13 protein-coding genes are annotated in these 20,652 nt (G+C 41.0%); 7 read left to right on the top strand and 6 right to left on the bottom strand.

The annotated features are described in order from the left end of the window. Positions 1–427 precede the first annotated feature (427 nt). The 4 genes from rne to ACJZU6_RS06730 all read left to right on the top strand — a co-directional run bounded on the left by rne (position 428) and on the right by ACJZU6_RS06730 (position 6,817). The gene (gene rne / locus ACJZU6_RS06745; protein ID WP_408900847.1) at positions 428–3,697 is read left to right on the top strand and encodes a ribonuclease E; all 3,270 of its coding nucleotides are present in this window, start codon (positions 428–430) and stop codon (positions 3,695–3,697) included. 245 nt (positions 3,698–3,942) lie between these two features. Then, the gene (locus ACJZU6_RS06740) at positions 3,943–5,499 is read left to right on the top strand and encodes a SulP family inorganic anion transporter (RefSeq protein WP_080157873.1); all 1,557 of its coding nucleotides are present in this window, start codon (positions 3,943–3,945) and stop codon (positions 5,497–5,499) included. Between the two features lie 122 nt (positions 5,500–5,621). Next, positions 5,622–6,227 (top strand): cob(I)yrinic acid a,c-diamide adenosyltransferase, encoded by a 606-nt coding sequence (gene cobO, locus ACJZU6_RS06735; protein ID WP_408900846.1) that lies wholly within the window; start codon positions 5,622–5,624, stop codon positions 6,225–6,227. Positions 6,228–6,382: 155 nt separating this feature from the next. Further along, positions 6,383–6,817, top strand: coding sequence for a phosphate-starvation-inducible protein PsiE (locus ACJZU6_RS06730; protein WP_080157875.1), 435 nt, complete (start codon positions 6,383–6,385; stop codon positions 6,815–6,817). 106 nt (positions 6,818–6,923) lie between these two features. Here the strand turns inward: ACJZU6_RS06730 and ACJZU6_RS06725 are convergent, their stop codons facing one another. The 6 genes from ACJZU6_RS06725 to apbC form a co-directional block, all read right to left on the bottom strand. Beyond that, positions 6,924–8,246, bottom strand: a complete 1,323-nt coding sequence (locus ACJZU6_RS06725) for an anaerobic C4-dicarboxylate transporter (protein ID WP_080157876.1) — start codon at positions 8,244–8,246, stop codon at positions 6,924–6,926. 413 nt (positions 8,247–8,659) lie between these two features. Continuing rightward, a complete protein-coding gene (yhjD, locus tag ACJZU6_RS06720) occupies positions 8,660–9,601 on the bottom strand; it encodes an inner membrane protein YhjD (protein ID WP_408900927.1) in 942 nt (313 codons plus the stop codon). Between the two features lie 246 nt (positions 9,602–9,847). After that, positions 9,848–11,959 carry an AsmA family protein gene (locus tag ACJZU6_RS06715; protein WP_408900845.1) on the bottom strand — a complete coding sequence of 704 codons (2,112 nt, stop codon included), beginning with the start codon at positions 11,957–11,959 and terminating at the stop codon, positions 9,848–9,850. Positions 11,960–12,168: 209 nt separating this feature from the next. Continuing rightward, positions 12,169–12,762 carry a dCTP deaminase gene (dcd, locus tag ACJZU6_RS06710; RefSeq protein WP_080157879.1) on the bottom strand — a complete coding sequence of 198 codons (594 nt, stop codon included), beginning with the start codon at positions 12,760–12,762 and terminating at the stop codon, positions 12,169–12,171. Between the two features lie 186 nt (positions 12,763–12,948). Further along, on the bottom strand, positions 12,949–13,593 hold the full coding sequence (udk, locus tag ACJZU6_RS06705; protein ID WP_080157880.1) for a uridine kinase: 645 nt from the start codon (positions 13,591–13,593) through the stop codon (positions 12,949–12,951). Positions 13,594–13,742: 149 nt separating this feature from the next. Next, positions 13,743–14,831 carry an iron-sulfur cluster carrier protein ApbC gene (gene apbC / locus ACJZU6_RS06700; RefSeq protein ID WP_408900844.1) on the bottom strand — a complete coding sequence of 363 codons (1,089 nt, stop codon included), beginning with the start codon at positions 14,829–14,831 and terminating at the stop codon, positions 13,743–13,745. A 259-nt stretch (positions 14,832–15,090) separates the two neighbouring features. On the opposite strand from apbC, the gene metG reads away from it, so the two are divergent. The 3 genes from metG to ACJZU6_RS06685 all read left to right on the top strand — a co-directional run bounded on the left by metG (position 15,091) and on the right by ACJZU6_RS06685 (position 20,283). Then, positions 15,091–17,133: a methionine--tRNA ligase gene (gene metG / locus ACJZU6_RS06695; RefSeq protein ID WP_408900843.1), complete on the top strand. Its 2,043-nt coding sequence runs from the start codon at positions 15,091–15,093 to the stop codon at positions 17,131–17,133. A 348-nt stretch (positions 17,134–17,481) separates the two neighbouring features. Further along, complete coding sequence (locus ACJZU6_RS06690; protein ID WP_107250417.1) at positions 17,482–18,882, top strand: L-cystine transporter; 1,401 nt, start codon at positions 17,482–17,484, stop codon at positions 18,880–18,882. Positions 18,883–18,954: 72 nt separating this feature from the next. Continuing rightward, on the top strand, positions 18,955–20,283 hold the full coding sequence (locus ACJZU6_RS06685; RefSeq protein WP_408900842.1) for a CoA-disulfide reductase: 1,329 nt from the start codon (positions 18,955–18,957) through the stop codon (positions 20,281–20,283). The last annotated feature ends 369 nt before the right edge of the window (positions 20,284–20,652 follow it).

The following is a 20,652-nucleotide window of genomic DNA, read 5'->3' as shown; positions in this document are numbered from 1 at the left end:
ACCATGCAAATAAAGCAGATTGCCGCAAAAAAGTGAGCCTGCTATGATTGCATTCTAGAATAAGTTTTTTTGCTTATTTTACTGACAAGGTGAGCATGCTCTCACCATTTCGGCTATTTTATATACAACTCAGGTGATAAACGCAGCACGTGGCGTAAGACGTTATGGTTACCGGAGTTTTTTTTAGCGCGTCAGATTACAGATTTTTTTGATGTAACAGATACAACCACACCTCGATGTGGTGATACCAGCTGTGTGTTTCAGATCTAACCATCTCGACACAGTTGGCTAATACGTGTGGCCATAGAGCACTCCTGCATTCCAACCGTGAGGTTGCACCCGTACATCAGACTTGGAGTCAGGCACCATCAAAAAATTGATGTAATTAGCGGCGCTAATACACAACGACAATAATGAGTACAATATAATGAAAAGAATGTTGATTAACGCAACTCAGAAGGAAGAGTTGCGCGTCGCATTAGTTGATGGCCAAAAGCTATTTGATCTTGATATCGAAAGCCCTGGTCACGAATCTAAAAAAGCAAATATCTACAAAGGCCGCATCACGCGTATCGAACCAAGCCTGGAAGCTGCGTTCGTTGATTACGGTGCAGAACGCCATGGCTTCCTCCCTTTAAAAGAAGTCGCTAAAGATTACTTCCCATCAAACTATTCTTACCAAGGTCGTCCTAACATTAAGGAAGTCTTGAAAGAAGGCCAAGAAGTTATCGTTCAAGTTGATAAAGAAGAGCGTGGCAACAAAGGTGCCGCACTTACAACCTTTATCTCATTAGCGGGTAGTTACTTGGTGTTAATGCCTAATAACCCTCGTGCTGGCGGTATTTCTCGTCGTATTGAAGGTGAAGAGCGTACACAACTTAAAGCTGCATTAAGCACATTAGAACTGCCTCACGGTATGGGTCTAATTGTTCGTACTGCAGGTGTAGGTAAATCAGGTGAAGAGCTTGAGTGGGATTTAAATGTTCTTCTTAATCACTGGAATGCAGTGAAAGAAGCCGCTGAATCTCAAGCTGCTCCATTCTTGATCCACCAAGAAAGTAATGTTATTGCTCGTGCTATTCGAGATTATCTACGTCGTGATATCGGTGAAATTCTTATCGATAGCCCACAAATTTTTGAACGTGCACGCGATCATATTAAATTAATTCGCCCTGATTTCTTATCGCGTATTAAGCGTTATGAAGGTGAAGTTCCACTATTTAGTCACTACCAAATTGAAAGTCAAATTGACTCTGCGTTCCAGCGTGAAGTTCGTTTACCTTCAGGTGGCTCAGTTGTTATTGACCCAACAGAAGCACTAACATCTATTGATATCAACTCCGCTCGTGCAACAAAAGGCGGCGATATCGAAGAAACAGCATTACAAACTAACCTAGAAGCCGCTGATGAAATTGCTCGTCAATTACGTCTACGCGATCTTGGTGGTCTTGTGGTTATCGACTTCATTGATATGACGCCAGTTCGTCACCAACGTGAAGTAGAAAACCGTTTACGTGAAGCTGTTCGTGTTGACCGAGCGCGTGTACAAATTGGTCGTATATCTCGCTTTGGTTTGCTAGAAATGTCACGCCAACGTTTAAGCCCATCTTTAGCTGAAGCAAGCCATCACGTTTGTCCACGTTGTACTGGTACGGGTGTTGTTCGTGATAATGAATCACTATCACTTTCTATCTTGCGTTTAATCGAAGAAGAAGCATTAAAAGATAACAGTTCACAAGTACTTGCAATTGTACCAGTGCCTGTTGCTTCTTACCTATTGAACGAAAAGCGTCCTGCGGTACAGCACATTGAGAAATATCACAATGTGCATGTTGTTATCGTGCCAAACGCCAACATGGAAACGCCACACTTTGAAGTGTTACGTATTCGTGAAGGTGAAGAGCAAGAGACACTTTCATACCATCTTCCTAATGCGATTGATGCACTGAAAGAAGCAGAAGCGACTGAAGCTCCTCAACAAGAGCGCAGTACAAGAAAACGTGAAGAACCTGTTCTACACGGCTTTGCAGCACCAAAACAACCAGCGCCAGTGGTAGCGACACCAGAAGCACAACCGGCAACTAAACCACAAACGATTATTGCTCAAGCGCCTAGTATCTTTAGCCGCATTTTTGCTGCAATTTCTTCATTCTTCAATAACGGTACTGAGCAGAAAACCGAGATTAAGCAAGAAGTAGAAGCACCAGCAAAAGAACAAACAAATAATAATCGTCGTAACAACAATAATCGTCGTCCTGATAACCGTCGTAATGACCGTCAAGGTAACCGTGACAACACTCGCCGTAATGGCAATCAAGAGAGTGATCAAGACAACAAAGCTGAACAGCAAGATCGCAACAACGAGCAGCGTCAATCTCGTCGTCGCAATGAGCGCACGGACAAAAACCGTCAGCCTCAAGCCGAACGTCCAGTTAAGCAACCGCGTCAACCTCGTTCTGAAGAAGCGAAAGAGCAGCAACGCCAGTCTCGTAAAGAAGAGATTCAAGCGCAGAAGCAACAACGCCAACAAGCAAACGAAGTTAAAGCAAAAGCGACTCAAAACGTTGTCGTTGAAGAGCAAGTGGAAGCCGAAGACAAAAATGTTGTTAAGGTAAAACAGCGTCGTCAACGTCGTCAGTTACAGAAGAAAATTCGTATTACTGACAAAGCAGCACCGGTTGTTGAAGAACAAGCTATTGTTGAAACTGCAGCGATCACTGCCCCATCACCATTAATGGAAATGGGTACAACGATTGCTAAAGAAGCGCAAACAACGTCGACTCAAGATCACGCTATTGTTAATGAGCAATCAGAAACAAATGAGCAAGACAACAATCAACGTCGTAACCGTCGTTCACCACGTCATCTACGCGCTAGCGGTCAACGCCGTCGTCGTATTCGTGATACACGTAGTGAAAAACAAGATTACGAGCAGCATGAAGATCCAAGCTGTTACAACGTTGCAGATGCCGTTGAACACGCCGTTGTTGAAGCAACAGACACTATTAGCGATATGGTAAATGTTGTTTCTATTGTTGAGAAACCAAAAGCACCCCGTCAAACATCAGGTGTAGCAACACCAGAAATGGCAATGGGCAAAGTATGGTCTCGCATTAAGCCAACAATTGAAGCTCCTGTAGCTGCGGTTGAAACTGTTGTTGAAACTAACGATGATCTTATCATTGCTAATCATTCAGCAATCGCGAAAGCATTACCTGAAGTTGAATCAAAACCTGCTTTAGGCGGTGTTGCGATGCCTGAACTTGCAATGGGTAAAGCATTCCCATTACGTGCAGCGTCAGTTGTTGAAGCACCAGTTGTTGAAGCACCAGTCGTTGAAGCACCAGTTGTTGAAGCACCAGTCGTTGAAGCGCCAGTCGTTGAAGCGCCTGTTGTTGAAGCACCTGTTGTTGAAGCGCCTGTTGTTGAAGCACCTGTCGTTGAAGCGCCAGTTGTTAACACAGCATCAGCACCAATGACGAAAATCGTTACTGAAGCTGTCGCGGTTACGGCAACATCTCCACGTGGTTTCCATGCGGTAGCAGCAATGACTAAAGCGCCAGCACCTGTTGAAACAACAGTAAAAGTGCATGTTGAAGCGGCACCACTACGTGAGCTTGCAACAACACGCTCTGCGGGTAGCCAAACAGCAACTAACTCAGCAGCAGCACCAATGACTAAGCCATCTTTTGACTAAGTTAATGTAAACTGCCAATAAAAAGCCATGCATCTGCATGGCTTTTTTATTACTCCACTTTTGAGTCAAAAATAACCATCTTTTTTAACAATTAGTGGGTTTGACTTCATTAACATGGTAAAAATGCATATCTTTACATCATTTAACGTCGTAAGTTGAAGCGTTGTAAATCTTTCGGTAACATTCTGTTACTCAATACATTTAAATAATCCATTCATTTTAGCGAAGAGAAGAACGCCTAATATATGCCTGAATTTCCTCAAGTCTCACAACAATCAGTCAAAAATGATATCCTTTCTGGATTAACTGTAGCACTTGCTCTAGTACCAGAAGCGGTTGCTTTTGCGTTTGTTGCTGGTGTCGATCCTATGGTTGGTCTGTACGCCGCATTTATTGTTGGTTTAATTACAGCCATCTTTGGCGGTCGTCCTGGCATGATCTCTGGTGCAACAGGCGCAATGGCTGTTGTCATGGTTAGCCTTGTTGCTCAACACGGTATTCAATACCTGTTTGCCGCAGTAATGTTAGCGGGTGTATTTCAAATACTGGCTGGCGTATTCCGCCTCGGTAAATTTATTCGTATGGTCCCGCATCCCGTCATGATTGGTTTCGTGAATGGTCTTGCGATAGTTATCTTCTTAGCACAACTTGGTCAGTTTAAAGTTCCTTCTACAACAGGTGGCTTAGAATGGATGCAAGGTACTCAGCTTTACATTATGCTGGGCTTAGTGCTGTTAACCATGGCTATCATTTACTTCTTACCTAAACTCACCAAAGCGGTCCCTTCTTCGTTAGTTGCCATTTTAACCGTAACAGCACTGGTGCATGTATTAGGTCTAGATTCACGTACTGTCGTGGATTTTGTGCGTACAATGAGTGGTGATGCTAATGCAACATTGGCAGGCTCACTACCCACTTTTGCCCTACCCGATGTTGGCTTTAATCTAGCAACCCTTAAAATCATTCTGCCTTATTCTTTGATTTTAGCCGCGGTAGGTTTAATCGAATCATTACTGACACTGACTGTTATTGATGAAATGACCAATACCCGTGGTCACGGTAACCGTGAATGTGTCGGTCAAGGTATGGCAAACATCACCTGTTCAGTTTTTGGTGCTATGGGTGGTTGTGCGATGATTGGTCAATCAATGATCAACATTAACTCTGGTGGTCGTGGCCGTTTATCAGGTATTACTGCTGCTATTGGTCTACTGGTGTTTATTCTATTTGGATCAGCCTTTATTGAAATGATCCCACTGGCTGCATTGGTTGGTGTAATGTTTATGGTGGTGATTGGTACCTTTGAATGGGCAAGTTTACGTATGATGCGTAAAGTGCCAAAACATGACTTCTTCACCATTATTCTGGTTACCTGTGTAACGGTAGCCGCGGATCTGGCTGTTGCGGTGTTCGTTGGTGTTATTTACTCAGCACTTGTGTTTGCATGGAATCATGCCAAGCAAATTTATGCGAGTTCGCACATTGATAACAATGGAGCCAAAGTTTACCAAGTGAATGGTCCATTGTTTTTTGGCTCAGCGTCTCATTTCCTAGAGCTATTTGATGCGCCTAACGATCCACAAACAGTGATTATTGATTTTGCCCATTCACGTGTAGCCGATCACTCTGCGATTGAAGCGATTGATACCCTTGCAGAACGTTATGCAAATCGTAACAAAAACCTTCATATTCGACATTTAAGTCCTGAATGTCGTCGATTACTACAAAAAGCAGGTAACTTAGTAGAGGTCGATATGATTGAAGATCCAACCTACAAAGTTGCGACTGATGTTCTAGGTTAATCATTGTTAATATCAAAATAAAGCCCGTGTAGTCCTGTGACTACGCGGGCTTTCGTTTATAATCACCAATGCGTTATGATTGTATTTATGATAAATACAGCAATGTTACCAAAGAGGAAATTATGGTTGATTCAACCACCAAGGATGAACGTCACCAAGCCCGTCAACAACGTTTAAAAGAACAGGTTGATAATAAAATTAATGCTGCCCAACAAGAACGAGGTTTAGTGCTGGTTATTACGGGGAACGGTAAAGGAAAATCAACCTCAGGTTTTGGCATGATTGCGCGCGCCGTTGGTCATGGTCAACAATGTGGTGTTGGTCAATTTATCAAAGGCACGTGGGATTGTGGCGAGCGTAACTTGCTACAACAACATGGCGTAATATTTTCAGTCATGGCGACAGGCTTTACATGGGAAACCCAAAATAAAGCAGCAGATACCCTTGCCGCTCAAGCGACATGGTCTGACTGTAAAGCAATGTTAGCGGATAATACATTAGATGTGGTATTGCTAGATGAGCTCACTTACATGGTGACTTATGACTACGTCGATTTAGATGAAATAATTAACGCAATCAACGCCAGACCGTCACACCAAACCGTGATTATTACAGGACGCGCAGCTCACCGCCGTTTGATTGATATTGCAGATACAGTTTCTGAAGTGCGTAATGTCAAACATGCTTTTGAACAAGGAATAAAAGCCCGCAAAGGTGTTGATTGGTAAAGATAACAGCTTCAAGCGTTCTAAAAAAAAGCAATGTGCACAATAAACTAACACTCATTTACATTGAATGATATTTTACTATTAGAATAAGCGTTACATTTTATAATACAAAAATGCCTATTAAAATTATAAACAGCGTAATAGCTGGAGAAAATATGCCGTCTCATTTACCTCGCTCATTTAGTAAACCGTTTCTAAAAGTCTTTCATATTTTAGAAGCTATATTATTAATCGCTATCACCCTAGCAACCGTTGTTGCAATGGTGAATGAATTTATCCATGTGTTTGTTAACCGTAATATTCAATTAACCGACATATTATTAATGTTTATCTATCTTGAAATCCTCGCCATGGTGCAACAATTTGTGGCTCACGGTAAGATTCCAGTACGATATCCACTGTATATCGCCATAATGGCCATTGCCCGTTATATCACTCTTGGTATGAAAGAGCTCGATGGTACATTTATTATTTGGTTATCACTGGCAGCATTTATTCTTGCCGCGGCGACTGTTTTAATTCGAATTGGTCATCACTATTGGCCTTACGAAGAACCAGAAGAGCCAGGTAAGAAACAATCTGACGATTAATTGTCAGATTTAAAATACACCACACATTAAATTTAATAGGGCGAATCTAATGATTCGCCCTTTATTATTTAAAAACTATTCACAACAAAGTGATACAAATTACGGCTTAAATGATCATTTGAGCGAGCACGTAACCAATACAACAGGCAGAGATAACCCCGATTAAACCTGGCATCATAAAACTATGATTGAAGTACCACTTACCAATTTTAGTGGTCCCCGTAACATCAAAGTTAACCGTTGCAATATCTGACGGATAATTAGGAATGAAAAAATAACCGTATGTCGCTGGCATTAAGCCAATTAACAACGCAGGGTTTAATCCCATAGCCAAACCAACAGGTAGCATCATTCGCGCGGTTGCTGCTTGTGAATTAACTACCACAGAAACAGTAAATAGCGCCAATGCAAAGGTCCACGGGTAATCTTGTACCATGGCTGTGATGCCCGATTTAAACGATGGCATTGCATATTGGAAATAGGTGTCACTCATCCAAGCAATACCAAAAATAGCAATCGCAGCAACCATACCCGATTTAAACACTACCCCTTCAGGGACTTTCTGCACATTAGTGCGTGTCACTAAAAGAATTAAGCCACCAAAACCTAGCATCATCATTTGAATAATTAATGACATCGAAATAGGTTTAGCATCACCAATGGTACGAATTTCTGGCACCATCGCCACAATCACAATCGTTACCAACGCCAACACAAACAACAATACGGCATGCATAGCAGAGCGTGGTAATTGCTCATTAAGTGAGGTTTTAGTGGTATGAAGAATTTGATCTCGCCAGACAGGATCTTGTAGTCGACGTTGATATTCAGGATCATCAGCCAACTCTTTACCACGACGTAAACTGTACAATGATAATAATAATGTACCGCCTAATGTTGCAGGAACTGTCACCATCAAAATGGATAATAAATGAATAGAGTCAGTGATCGTAGACAGTTGAGCAAGGTAATAAACAACAGCAGCAGAAATAGGACTAGCGGTAATCGCAAGTTGAGAGGCAACAGAGGAAGCCGCCATTGGGCGCTCTGGACGAATACCATTTTTAAGGGCAACATCACCAATGATTGGCATAATTGAATACACCGCATGGCCGGTACCCAACATAAATGTCATCACGTAAGTCACTAACGGACCGACAATAGTGACGCGCTTAGGATTACTCCGCAAAATACGTTCTGCTATTTGCAGCATGTATTTTAAGCCGCCCGCCGCTTCCAGAATTGACGCACATGTCACAACGGCAAGGATAATCAACATCACGGTAATCGGTGGTGACGTCGGTGGCATACGGAAGATAAACACTTCCACCAGCAAACCTAATCCTGAAACAACCCCAAGTCCAATACCGCCAAAGCGACTACCTGCATATAACACTAACAACAGGAATAAAAATTCCAAATACAACATGACTTATCTCCCTATATATCATTGATACTCTGTTAACCAAAGTACCGATTATTAGGAGCAAAATGCCTCTTCTACTCATCAGCCATATTGATAAATATCAAACTACTTAATAGCAATAGACGCTAAATTTCACTTATGAGAACTATCACAAATAACTGTCGCCACAGAAAAACAACTTTATCACTAAAGTGGTTACATATAATTACAAATACATCACCATAAAGTAACCACCACCCCGCTAGCGATGATAAATGGATCACTACGATTATTTATACAGCGACAGCAATACTCATCAACTTGCATTCAACATCCGCATATAAACAGTATTAATACGTATTATTCGTAACAAAAGTGTAAAAAAAGGACAGCACCAACGCTGTCCTTTGATTTATAAACTTAGTTTATTATTATTGCTACAACTGTTCTTCACTATCACCATCTGCAGTAACAGAAGTTTCTGTAACACCATAACCTGGACGGTTTTCTTTTGCGGTTGCTATCCAAGCAGCACAGAACAACGTTAAGCGCGCAAAGAAATAGAAGAAAGCCATTAAACCAATGATAGAGCCAAACGCAGCACCTGAGGGTGAACTTGCCAATTTAGGTAGTAAGAACGTCATGGCAAACTTAATCGCTTCAAAACCAATGGCAGCGAGTAATGTTCCCTGCATTAATGTTTTACGGTTAAAACGGCGACGAGGCAACATCCAAAATATCCATAAGAACATCAAATAGTTCGCTAGGATAGAAATAGTCAGTGCGATAGTGGTAAGTACTGGGCGTAACCAACTGATTCCACCTAACCCTAGCGCATCAACAATTGTCGCTTGTGCTGAACCGGCAACAGAAGTTAACACCACAGTAAAAATCAACGCAGCAACTAACCCTGTTAAACCAATAAGATCTTTACAGTATTGTAGAAGAATATGTTCTTTGTCTTCCGGTTTACGTTCCCACACATCACGAGTCTGTGCGCGAACTGCTTCACGTAAGTTGCCCATCCAACTAATGCCCGAATAAAGCGCAATCGCCAAACCACTCAAACCCACAGTTGTACGTTGGTTAATCGCCGTTTGTACCATTTGCTTAAGCGTATTAGCTAAATTGGGATCCGTTACACCGGCAACAATTTTATCAATAATATTAGTCAGCAACACTTGGTTGGACGCTAACACAAAACCAGCTGCAGCAAACAGCACCATTAAAATGGGTATCAATGATAAAAAAGAAAAATAGGTAATTGCTGCACCGAACTGACTGCCTAGACGATCATTAAAACGATCCGCTGCGCGAATGAAATGATCAATCGGAGGTAATGCTTTAATCGCATTGCCAATAAGAGTAAACACTCCCATAATTTTAGAGAGTAATGTCGATTTTTCAGAAGATATTGTTTTATTAGTCATAATTTGATTGGGTGTGTCATAAAAAAATACTCAACAATATTAGCAATGGATAAAAACAAACCCAATCTAATAATAACAAGTCATTCACTACCTGTTACGCAATTGATTATATAATTAAAAAATAAAGGCTTGCCAATAACGGCAAACCTTTTCGACCATAATTTACATTAACTATACCACTTCACTAATGGCGGATTAATTAAATAACCCTTTCAAAAGCTTATCTGCGACATTTTTAATGTTTTCATCTTTCGCTTTATCGCCAAGCAATTTCTCTAAACCACGATTAATTTCTTTCTTGGCTTTACTTTCTAGTGCTGCATTATTTTTAAATAAGTCTTTAATATTTAAATTATATTTAGGTTGTTGCCAAGTACCACTTACATGAATAGGCACAGCAATACCTTTAATTTCATCCAGCCCTTTACCACTCGCCACAATTTCAGAATTAATCATCAGATCAATACTTTCATTAACAAGGCTGGTATTACCTTGACCTGTGATTGCAACTAATGGCGATGCCAACTTAAAATTATCTGTTGATGCAGTGCCATTATGTAACTTTAACGTTGTTGTTAAGGCTGAAAAGTCAGTTTTCTTCGCCGTATCAGTACCCGTATCGGCCTGACCTTTGAATTTAGCTTTCGCATTACGCAATAGATCTGGAATATTCACGCCATACACTGCGCCATCAGACACATTGACCTTAATTGAACCAGTAATGTTATGACGAATATTCGCTTCAGATAGCCCCTGACCTCTTAGATCTGTCGTAATATTAGCTTTACCTGCAAGCAAGTTATTATTCGCAACCGCTTTTAGTAATGGTAAAAGATCTACGTTAGAAATAGTATTTTTCAAACGATAACTTGGTAATGCACTATTTACATCAATAGCCGCACTGCCTGTGACCTTACCGCCATATAAATTAGCTTCAAACCGATTAATGGTCGCCACCCCCTGCTTAATCGATGTCACCACTTTAACATTTGTCACATTAGCGTGATCAACGGTTAATTGCTTAATCGCGATCATACCCGCAAGGTTGATATTTTTTAAGGCACTCAGATCAGGTTCTGCGGTTGAAGCCTTCGCATTATTTTCAGTAGCGACTGGTGCATTCATCGCGGCAGCGCCTGCGGCAGTCGTACTATTGTTAGTATTAGCTACGGCTGTTTTTGCTGGTAACCAGCTATCAAGATTAATATTATCACTTGATAAAGCAAAACGAATATCAGGAATAGCAGTGGCTAAATATGAACCAGAACCCGAAGCCTGAGTACCATCAGCATTAATGGAAAGCTGACTTACTAAGGTTAATTTTTGGCTAATATCATACGTTGCATCCGCATCAACCACTAAGTTTATCGTTGGTCGTGGTAATGTTTTCCCCACTAAATCATTAGTTACTTTTAATCCTTGAACAGTAATAACATTATGATCTGTTGATAATTTTACTTTAGCTGTGCCATGAGTATCAAAATTTAGATTAGGTACTTTACCATTAACGGAAAAAGTCATATTTGACCATTGACCAAGGTTAAATTGATCCAGTCCTAATTGTGCATTTTTGATCTCAGTTTTGCCGTCGGTCATGTTCATTGTTGCTGATAATGCTTTCAATCGCACATTCTTATAATCAGCAGCAAGATTAATCTCAGTACTACCTTGAGCACTAAAGGTTAATGCGTTGACATTACCCTGCACATCAAAAGTGGCTTTGGTCCATGTTTGGGGCTGAAAGCTATCAAGTGTAAAATTAATGTGATTAAGTTGCGCGACCATCTTGGTTTTATCATTGCGTACTTCTGCACTGGCATTTACTAATTTAATGCCTGCGACAGAAACATTCCAATGCGTATTTTTCTCACCATGTGTCACGGTATTACCCGTTGTTGTTTCAGCAACAGCGGTCTTATCTGTTAAACCATCAAGGTTGGTCGCACCATTATTTAAAGTTTGAATAAAAACATGTGCGCCATCTAACCGCATTTCACCGATATCAAGATGTTGAGATAGCAACGGTAAAACCGACACGGATAAATCAGCTTGCTTAAATTGAATCAAATTAGGTTCAGCAAACCCTGCTGGATTTCGAAATTCAGTATCACCAACACTTAATCCTAATGTTGGAAAGAATCGCCAGCTAATATCACCATTAATAACTAAGTCACGGCCTGTCATTTTCTTAACTTGCTCAGTCAGCAACGGCTTAAACTGATTAGGGTTAACAAAGGTAACTAGTGCGCCAATACCAATCACGACTAATAAAATCAGCCCGAGTAATATATACAGTATTTTTTTCATTACGCCCTCGGATATGCATATAGCATCACAATAAATCGTGTGCTATATAAAAATAATTGGTTGAGAATTAACCCTATAAATCAATGTCATTAAGACCACCAACCCCAAGATTAGTTCATCATAAATAGAATAGCTAAACAAAAGGCAACCCGAGGGCTGCCTTTAATAATTTATTGAATGATGGCAATAACAATTAGCATCTAAACAGATTAACTTTGTTTGTCATCTTCATTGATACGACTTGCCACTGCACCTTGCTGATTTTTATATTTCGCATCAATACGCTTGTTATACGGTTTTTCCGCAGGACCAGATAAGGTCTCAAAACTTAGCGCACCAATTGGCATATGGGGACGTAGTGCTAATGGTAGGCGACCTGAATTATAAAATTCAAGCACAATACGTCCTGACCAACCGGGATCAATACGATGTGCAGTCACATGCACCATTAAGCCTAAACGGGCTAATGATGAACGACCATCTAACCAACCAACAATATTATCGGGAAGCGTAACAGACTCATGGGTCACGGCTAAAGCCAATTGACCAGGGTGAAGAAAAAATGCATCTTCTTCCGCAACCACAATCTCATCACTCATCACTTTATCAAGCTGAGTAGCTACATCTTCTTTTTTACCCGATAAATCGATAAATGGCGCACCGTGATCATTAAAGACGCGGAAATTATTTCCAAGACTTACATCAATCGTTAAACCACTAATACAATCATCTGATGGTCGAGGCTCAATGCTGATTTTACCTTCATCAAGGTAAGCCCTGATATCTCTATCACAAAGTCTCATTTAAACTCTCTCCTGCATAATACACACTCTATCCTGTCATGCTCAACACATGCGAGTGGTATACCAAAACACATCAATAAGACTCAGTGTCGTTGATGGGTCAGCAAAGGGTAATAGGGTTATACCCAACAATCATAGCCATAAAAATAAGGCTGACATATTGTCAGCCTTATTCATTTTAAATCATTACGAACGCAGCAATTTAGCAATGTGTGCTTTTAACACATCGATTGCAATACGGTTCTTACCACCACGAGGGACAATAATATCCGCATATTGTTTTGAAGGCTCGATAAACTGCATGAACATTGGACGTACCGTTTTTTGGTATTGCACCAGCACTGACTCCATTGTACGACCACGTTCAGCAACATCACGTTGCAGACGGCGTAGCAAACAGATATCCAGTGGTGTATCCATAAAGATACTAGCGTGCATAATGTCACGCAAACGAGGATCAGTTAACAATAAAATACCTTCTAAGATAATCACTTTTTTCGGTGTCATCGTGGTACTTTCTTGTAAACGAGTATGCTCGCTGTAGCTATATTGTGGTACTTCTACTGCTTCACCTTTCATTAACTGCTCTAAATGATCACATAATAAATTGTGATCTAGCGCGCTTGGATGATCGTAGTTAGTTTTAACTCGCTCATCCATAGTCAGGTGACTTTGATCGTTATAGTAACAATCTTCCGTGATTACACCGATCTGATGATCGCCGACTTTTTCTTTTAACTCTTTGTAAACTGTACTGGCAATCAGACTTTTACCGGAAGCAGAAGCGCCTGCAATACCGATAATAACGCATTGGTGTGAAGTTTCAGACATATCAGAAAGTACCTATTAGACCACGTAGCAAGGCGAATATGGATAAATTAAACCCTCCGATTATAAGCAGTTGCAATGACAGATACCAGCAAAAATGAGGCCTCTGTCATATCTGATTATAATCTCGGCGTTTTTTGATTACCAAACAACTACATTGTACGAATAGTAATCTGCTCAGCCACAGTTTCACCCTGCCAATATAATCGGCTGGCTATATTTGCAGCTAACATAATGTATGCGCCTGCTTGTTCTGACTCAGGAGCAGCAATAACCGTTGGCTTACCGTTATCAATATCTTCACGAATTTTGATATCTAGTGGTAATTGCGCCAATAATGGCACCGCATAGTCTTGTGCCATTTTAGCTGCACCACCCGTACCAAAAATATGCTCTTGATGACCACAATTGCTACAAATGTGATAACTCATATTTTCAACAATACCCAGCACAGGCACATCAACTTTATTAAACATGCTGATACCTTTAATCGCATCAGCTAAAGCAAGATCTTGTGGCGTAGTTACGACAATCGCTCCTGTTACAGGAATTTGCTGTGATAGCGTTAACTGAATATCACCCGTACCTGGTGGCATATCAATCACAAGGTAATCCAGATCTGGCCACCATGTTTCACTGATAATTTGCGCCAGTGCTTTTGATGCCATAGGACCACGCCAGATAGTGGCACTTTCTGCTGGTACTAAATAACCGACAGAGTTGGTGTATAAACCATGAGCCTCAATCGGTAACATCATTTTGCCATCAGGCGATTGTGGCTTAGCATCCATTGTGCCTAACATCATAGGTACTGAAGGACCATAAATGTCAGCATCAAGTAACCCCACTTTTGCGCCTTGCTGCTGTAAACCTAACGCTAAATTAACCGACGTTGTTGATTTACCCACACCGCCTTTTGCAGAACTCACAACAATGATGTTTTTAACACCTTTAAGAGGCTGCTTTTCTGCAACAGCTAACGTCGCCACTCGACAACGAACGTCAAATTTTAGCGCAGCATTTACAATTCCTTGTTGCTGTTGCTCTGCAATCCATTGACGCAATTGTTGCGCTAATTCGTTGGCTGCAAATGGAATCGTGATAACGATAACACCCTCGGCCGATACCGAGACAAAGTGTGGCACATCAGCCCATTCCGCACTCAAAAGTGGATGTTCAAATTGATTTAGCCATTGACTGATATCACCAACGCTATCGAAATGGTTTGTTTCTATTGCCATAAATTAGCACTCCACATAAATGTCATAGCTTATTAGCAACATCTACGTCACAGTATTAGTATAGAAAACAACCAGTAACGTTGATGCTGCGGGGTAATATTCTCCCCTTTTTCCTAATGCTACCACCAAAGTACCCTTTCTGCCCGATTTCCCCCGTCCTAAAACAGATAAATCAGTATCCGATGCTAGTCAATATGCTGTCCATCAGGTAGTATTTATGGCTATGTTTTTCTACCCATCATGAGCGAAAGAAGTAATTATGGCTGCTAATCCAAGAAAAATTCTGGTGACCTGCGCCCTGCCGTACGCTAACGGTTCTATCCACTTAGGTCACATGCTAGAGCATGTTCAAGCGGATATTTGGGTGCGCTACCAGCGCCTTCGCGGCAACGAAGTTCATTTTATCTGTGCAGATGACGCACACGGTACTCCAATCATGCTTAAGGCCCAGCAGATGGGTATGGAACCTGAGCAAATGATTGCAGAAGTGAGCAAAGAGCACCAAGCTGACTTCGCCGGTTTCGATATTGACTTTAGTAACTACCACAGCACGCACTCACCTGAAAACCGTGAGCTTGCTTCTTTTGTTTACACCCAGTTAAAAGATAAAGGCTTTATTACTAGCCGCACTATTTCTCAGTTATTTGACCCCGAGAAAGAAATGTTCTTACCTGATCGCTTTGTAAAAGGCACTTGCCCTAAGTGTAAAGCTGAAGATCAATACGGTGATAACTGTGACAACTGTGGTGAAACTTACAGCCCGACAGATCTGATCAATCCAAAATCAGCTGTGTCTGGTGCTACACCAATCATGAAAGACTCAGAGCACTTCTTCTTTGATCTGCCACAGTTTGAAGACATGCTAAAAGCATGGACTAAATCTGGCGCACTTCAAGATGAAACATCAAACAAGATGCAAGAGTGGTTCGAGTCAGGCCTACAACAGTGGGATATCTCTCGTGATGCACCTTACTTCGGTTTTGAGATCCCTGGCGAACCTGGCAAATACTTCTACGTATGGCTAGATGCACCAATCGGCTACATGGGTTCATTTAAAAACCTTTGTGACAAGCGTGATGATCTTGATTTTGACGAATTCTGGAATAAAGACAGTTCAACTGAGCTTTACCACTTCATCGGTAAAGACATTGTTTACTTCCACAGCCTATTCTGGCCTGCAATGCTAGATGGCGCAGGTTTCCGTAAGCCAAATAACGTGTTCGTACATGGTTACGTAACCGTGAATGGCGCGAAGATGTCAAAATCTAAAGGCACATTCATTAAGGCAGGTACTTACTTAAACCACCTTGATCCTGAATGCCTACGTTACTACTACGCAGCAAAACTAAACAACCGTATTGATGATCTCGACCTTAATCTTGAAGATTTCACTCAACGCGTAAACAGCGATGTTGTGAACAAGATTGTTAACCTAGCATCACGTAACGCAGGCTTTATTGCTAAGCGTTTTGACGGCATGTTATCTGAGAAATTTGCAGAACCAGAGCTTTATACTGAGTTCGTTGCAGCAGCAGCACGCATTGGTGATCTTTATGAGAGCCGTGAATACAGCCGCGCAATTCGTGAAATCACCGCGCTAGCTGACAAAGCTAACCAGTATGTTGACGAAAAAGCACCTTGGGTTGTTGCTAAGCAAGAAGGTAAAGATCAAGAGCTACAGGAAATCTGTACTGTTGGTATCAACCTATTCCGCGTGTTAATGGCTTACCTAAAACCTGTAATGCCAAAACTTGCAGAGCGTACTGAAGGCTTCCTAAACGAAACATTAACGTGGGAAGGCATCGAAACACCACTAACAAACCATGAAGTCACTAAGTTCAAGGCATTGTTTAATCGTATCGATCCTGTACATGTTGCTGCAATGGTTGAAGCCTCAAAAGAAGAAGCGGCGGCTGATAAAGCTGCACTTGAAGCTGCTCAACCAAAAAGCCCATTAACAGAAGAGCCAATTGAAGCTGAAATCGAATTTGATGATTTCGCTAAAATTGATATGCGTATTGCGAAGATTGTTTCTTGTGAAGCCGTGCCAAAAGCAGACAAACTATTGAAATTCCAATTGGATATCGGTGGTGAAATGCGTCAAGTATTCTCTGGTATTAAATCAGCTTACACACCAGAAGAACTTGTTGGCAAACTAACAGTAATGGTTGCTAACCTAAAACCGCGTAAAATGAAATTTGGTATGTCTGAAGGTATGATCCTTGCAGCGGGCCCTGGTGGTAAAGATCTTTGGATTTTAGAACCCCATGAAGGTGCTCAACCAGGTATGCGTGTAATGTAATTTACACTACATTTTAATACTGAATACCGATAACTCAGTTGTCGGTATTTTTTTGTCTTTTTTTTATACATTTTCCTTCTTATATCGCATCAAATACATCAACTTATTTGTCATTGTTAATAGGTTGTTGAATATTGATCTAGCTCCGCTGCGAACTCTAATTTTATAAACAAATATTCATCTCTCGTTCATAATTAGCGATCTTGATCGTTTTCCCTTCTGACAATATCACTTACATTAATTGCGTTAATTTGCTTGTAATTAATTATAAAACCAGCAAAATTTAACCCTAAATAGATAGGAACAATAAAAATACCCTACTTTTTTATTTGATATGAAGGATTCATGATGACTTTAGGTATTGTAACAAACCTCGCCATATTTGTTGGCTTGATAGCATTTCTATATCATATGCAAAATAAACACTACAGTTTTACTAAACGTGTGTTTGCCGGTTTAGGATTAGGTATTGCTTTTGGTGCTGCGCTACAAGTTTTTTATGGTGCTGGCTCTGAGGTCATCAAAACATCGATTGAGTATTTTGACATTGTCGGCGTAGGCTATGTGCGTCTATTACAAATGATCATTATTCCATTAGTAATGGTGTCTATTATTTCCGCCATTTTAAAGCTTAACGGTGGCACCTCACTTGGTAAAATCAGTAGCCTGACTCTTGGGGTTCTGATTGTTACTACCATGATTGCCGCTTGTGTCGGTATTCTAATGGCTAACCTTTTTGGTCTTACCGCAGAAGGACTAACATCAGGTGCGGCTGAAATGGCACGTGCTAAAAGTCTTGAATCAACCCTTTCTAATGTAGAAGCAATGTCGTTTGCTAAATTAATAATTGAGTTTATTCCTGCCAACCCATTCTTAGATATGACAGGTGCACGTCGTACTTCAACTATCGCAGTGGTTATCTTCTCTATTTTCATTGGCTTATCAGCAACAGGTATTGCTAAGAAAAAACCTGAAATTTTCGCACAATTTGAAGGCTTCATTAAAGTTGCCCAAGCGATTGTTATGCGTATGGTAACGTTAGTATTACGTCTAACACCATTTGGCGTATTAGCACTAATGACCAAGGTAATTTCAGGCTCAAACTACACTGATATTGTGAATCTTGCCAACTTCGTTTTTGCTTCTTATGCCGCATTAATTCTGATGTTTATGATTCACTTAGCACTTGTTGCGCTTGTTGGTATTAACCCACTACGCCACTTGAAAAAAATCATTCCAGTACTGGCTTTTGCTTTCACATCTCGCACCAGTGCTGGTTCAATTCCAATGAACGTGCAAACCCAAGAAAAATGCCTTGGTATTCCATCTGGTATTGCTAACTTTGCCGCTTCGTTTGGTTCAACTATCGGTCAAAATGGTTGCGCAGGAATCTACCCAGCCATGCTGGCAGTAATGATTGCACCAACCGTGGGTATAAACCCAATGGATATCGGCTTTCTATGTACTTTAGTTGCGATTATCACTGTGAGCTCTTTTGGTGTTGCAGGTATTGGTGGCGGTGCAACATTTGCGGCATTAATTGTACTTTCAGCAATGGATATGCCAGTGGCTCTTGCCGGTCTTTTGATCTCAATTGAACCTTTAATTGATATGGGTCGTACTGCGCTTAACGTTTCAGGTTCAATCACCGCAGGCACAATCACCAGTAAAGTGATGGGCGAAACAGATATGGCTATCTTTAATAGCGATGACGTTGTTAACTTAGACGGCGAAGAATCAGCGGCTTAATCAACATTTAACACTCGTTTTAAGGGAGGTTGATTGCCTCCCTTCTCCATTTTTTAAGGAAGAGACAATAGTATGAAAATTATCATTATTGGTGGTGAAGCCGCTGGCATGAGCGCAGCAGCAAAAGCAAAACGCATTAACCCAACCGCTGAGATTGTTGTTTATGAAGCGTCTAATGTGATCTCTTTTGGCGCTTGTGGCCTACCTTATTATATTGGTGATGAATTTTCTGACGCTAATTTCATGGCGGAATTTACCCCAGCACAATTTGCAGAAAAAGGGATTCAGGTCTTAACTCAACATCGTGTTATTGGTCTCGACCCACAACAGCAGCAACTCACCGTTGAACATCAAGGGGAAACACTCGTTACCCATTATGATCGTTTAATGATTGCAACAGGGGCCAAAGAAATATTACCCCCAATAGCTGGCCTTGAAAAACATGGGGTTTATTCACTACGTCGTATGCAAGATGGCCTTGATATTAAAACCGCCCTTGCCGATCCACTATGCCAACATGTCACGATTATTGGCTCTGGTTTTATTGGCTTAGAAGTGGCTGAAGCCATGATCCATCAAGGTAAAACAGTACGCTTAATTGAACGTGCCGCCTGCTTAATTCCCGATGCCTTTGATACTGAAATCAGCCAACATATTCAACCTGAACTTGAACAAGCTGGCGTACAGATTCACCTTAGAGAATCAGTGAGTGAGATTATTGGTGATGATCGTGTTACTAGTATTAAAACCGATAAAGACATTTATGAGACTGATCTAGTGATCTGCTGTACTGGTGTAAAGCCCAATACAGATTTTATTGCAGCAACAGGCATTGAACGTTTAGCCAATGGCGCAATAATCATTGATCAACAAGGGAAAACATCACTAGATAATATTTGGGCGGCTGGCGATTGCGCCACTATTTGGCATGCACAGTTACAACAACCTGTTTATATTCCACTCGCAACAGGCGCCAATAAAATGGGCCGTTTAGTCGGTGAAAATATCGCTGGCAAAAACCTCAGTTATGACGGCACATTAGGCACCAGTTGTGTCAAAGTTTTAGGCTTAGAAGCCGCTCGCACCGGACTCTCAGAGCGTGAAGCTCAACAAGCGAATATTGATTACAGCACCGTATATATCAGTGACAAATGCCACACCAACTACTGTGAAGGTCAATCACCACTTTATATTAAATTGGTTTACCGCTCTGATAATAAAAAATTACTTGGTGGACAAATGATTGGTAATAAAGGTGCTGTTCACCGTGTTGATGCTCTTGCCGTAGCCATCAGCCTTGGCGCAACAACGGAACAATTAGGTATGATGGATTTTGCCTATGCGCCGCCATTTTCCCGTACTTGGGATATCATGAATGTCGCGGGTAATGTGGCGAAATAATTACCAGTTTTAATTGCATTAACATGTAGCCCCACAGTCACGTATTTTTGATAAATCCTCCAACAAACACTACGTGACTGTCTTCTCTTTCCTCTTTTTATCATCCTTTTTTGATCGCCAGACTCACTGACGAGTCACTCGCCATTTTTACCACTAATCGTTACGCCTCGAAAATCCCGACTATACACCTCGAAAAAACAACGTTTTATTAAAAAAATATACATTCAAATCGCAATTTTCGTTAAATATTAGTTAAAAATAGATTTTATAAACATTAAATCGGTATAAAATTTGTGACTTAACGCAAATTTTAGCGGTTAATAACAATTATTACTTCGCGTTAACAGATGAATAACTGCTACTCTCCGA

The organism is Photobacterium piscicola (genome assembly GCF_046058925.1).
Classification (GTDB): Bacteria; Pseudomonadota; Gammaproteobacteria; order Enterobacterales; family Vibrionaceae; genus Photobacterium; species Photobacterium piscicola.
This window is presented reverse-complemented; position numbering and strand designations above follow the sequence as displayed.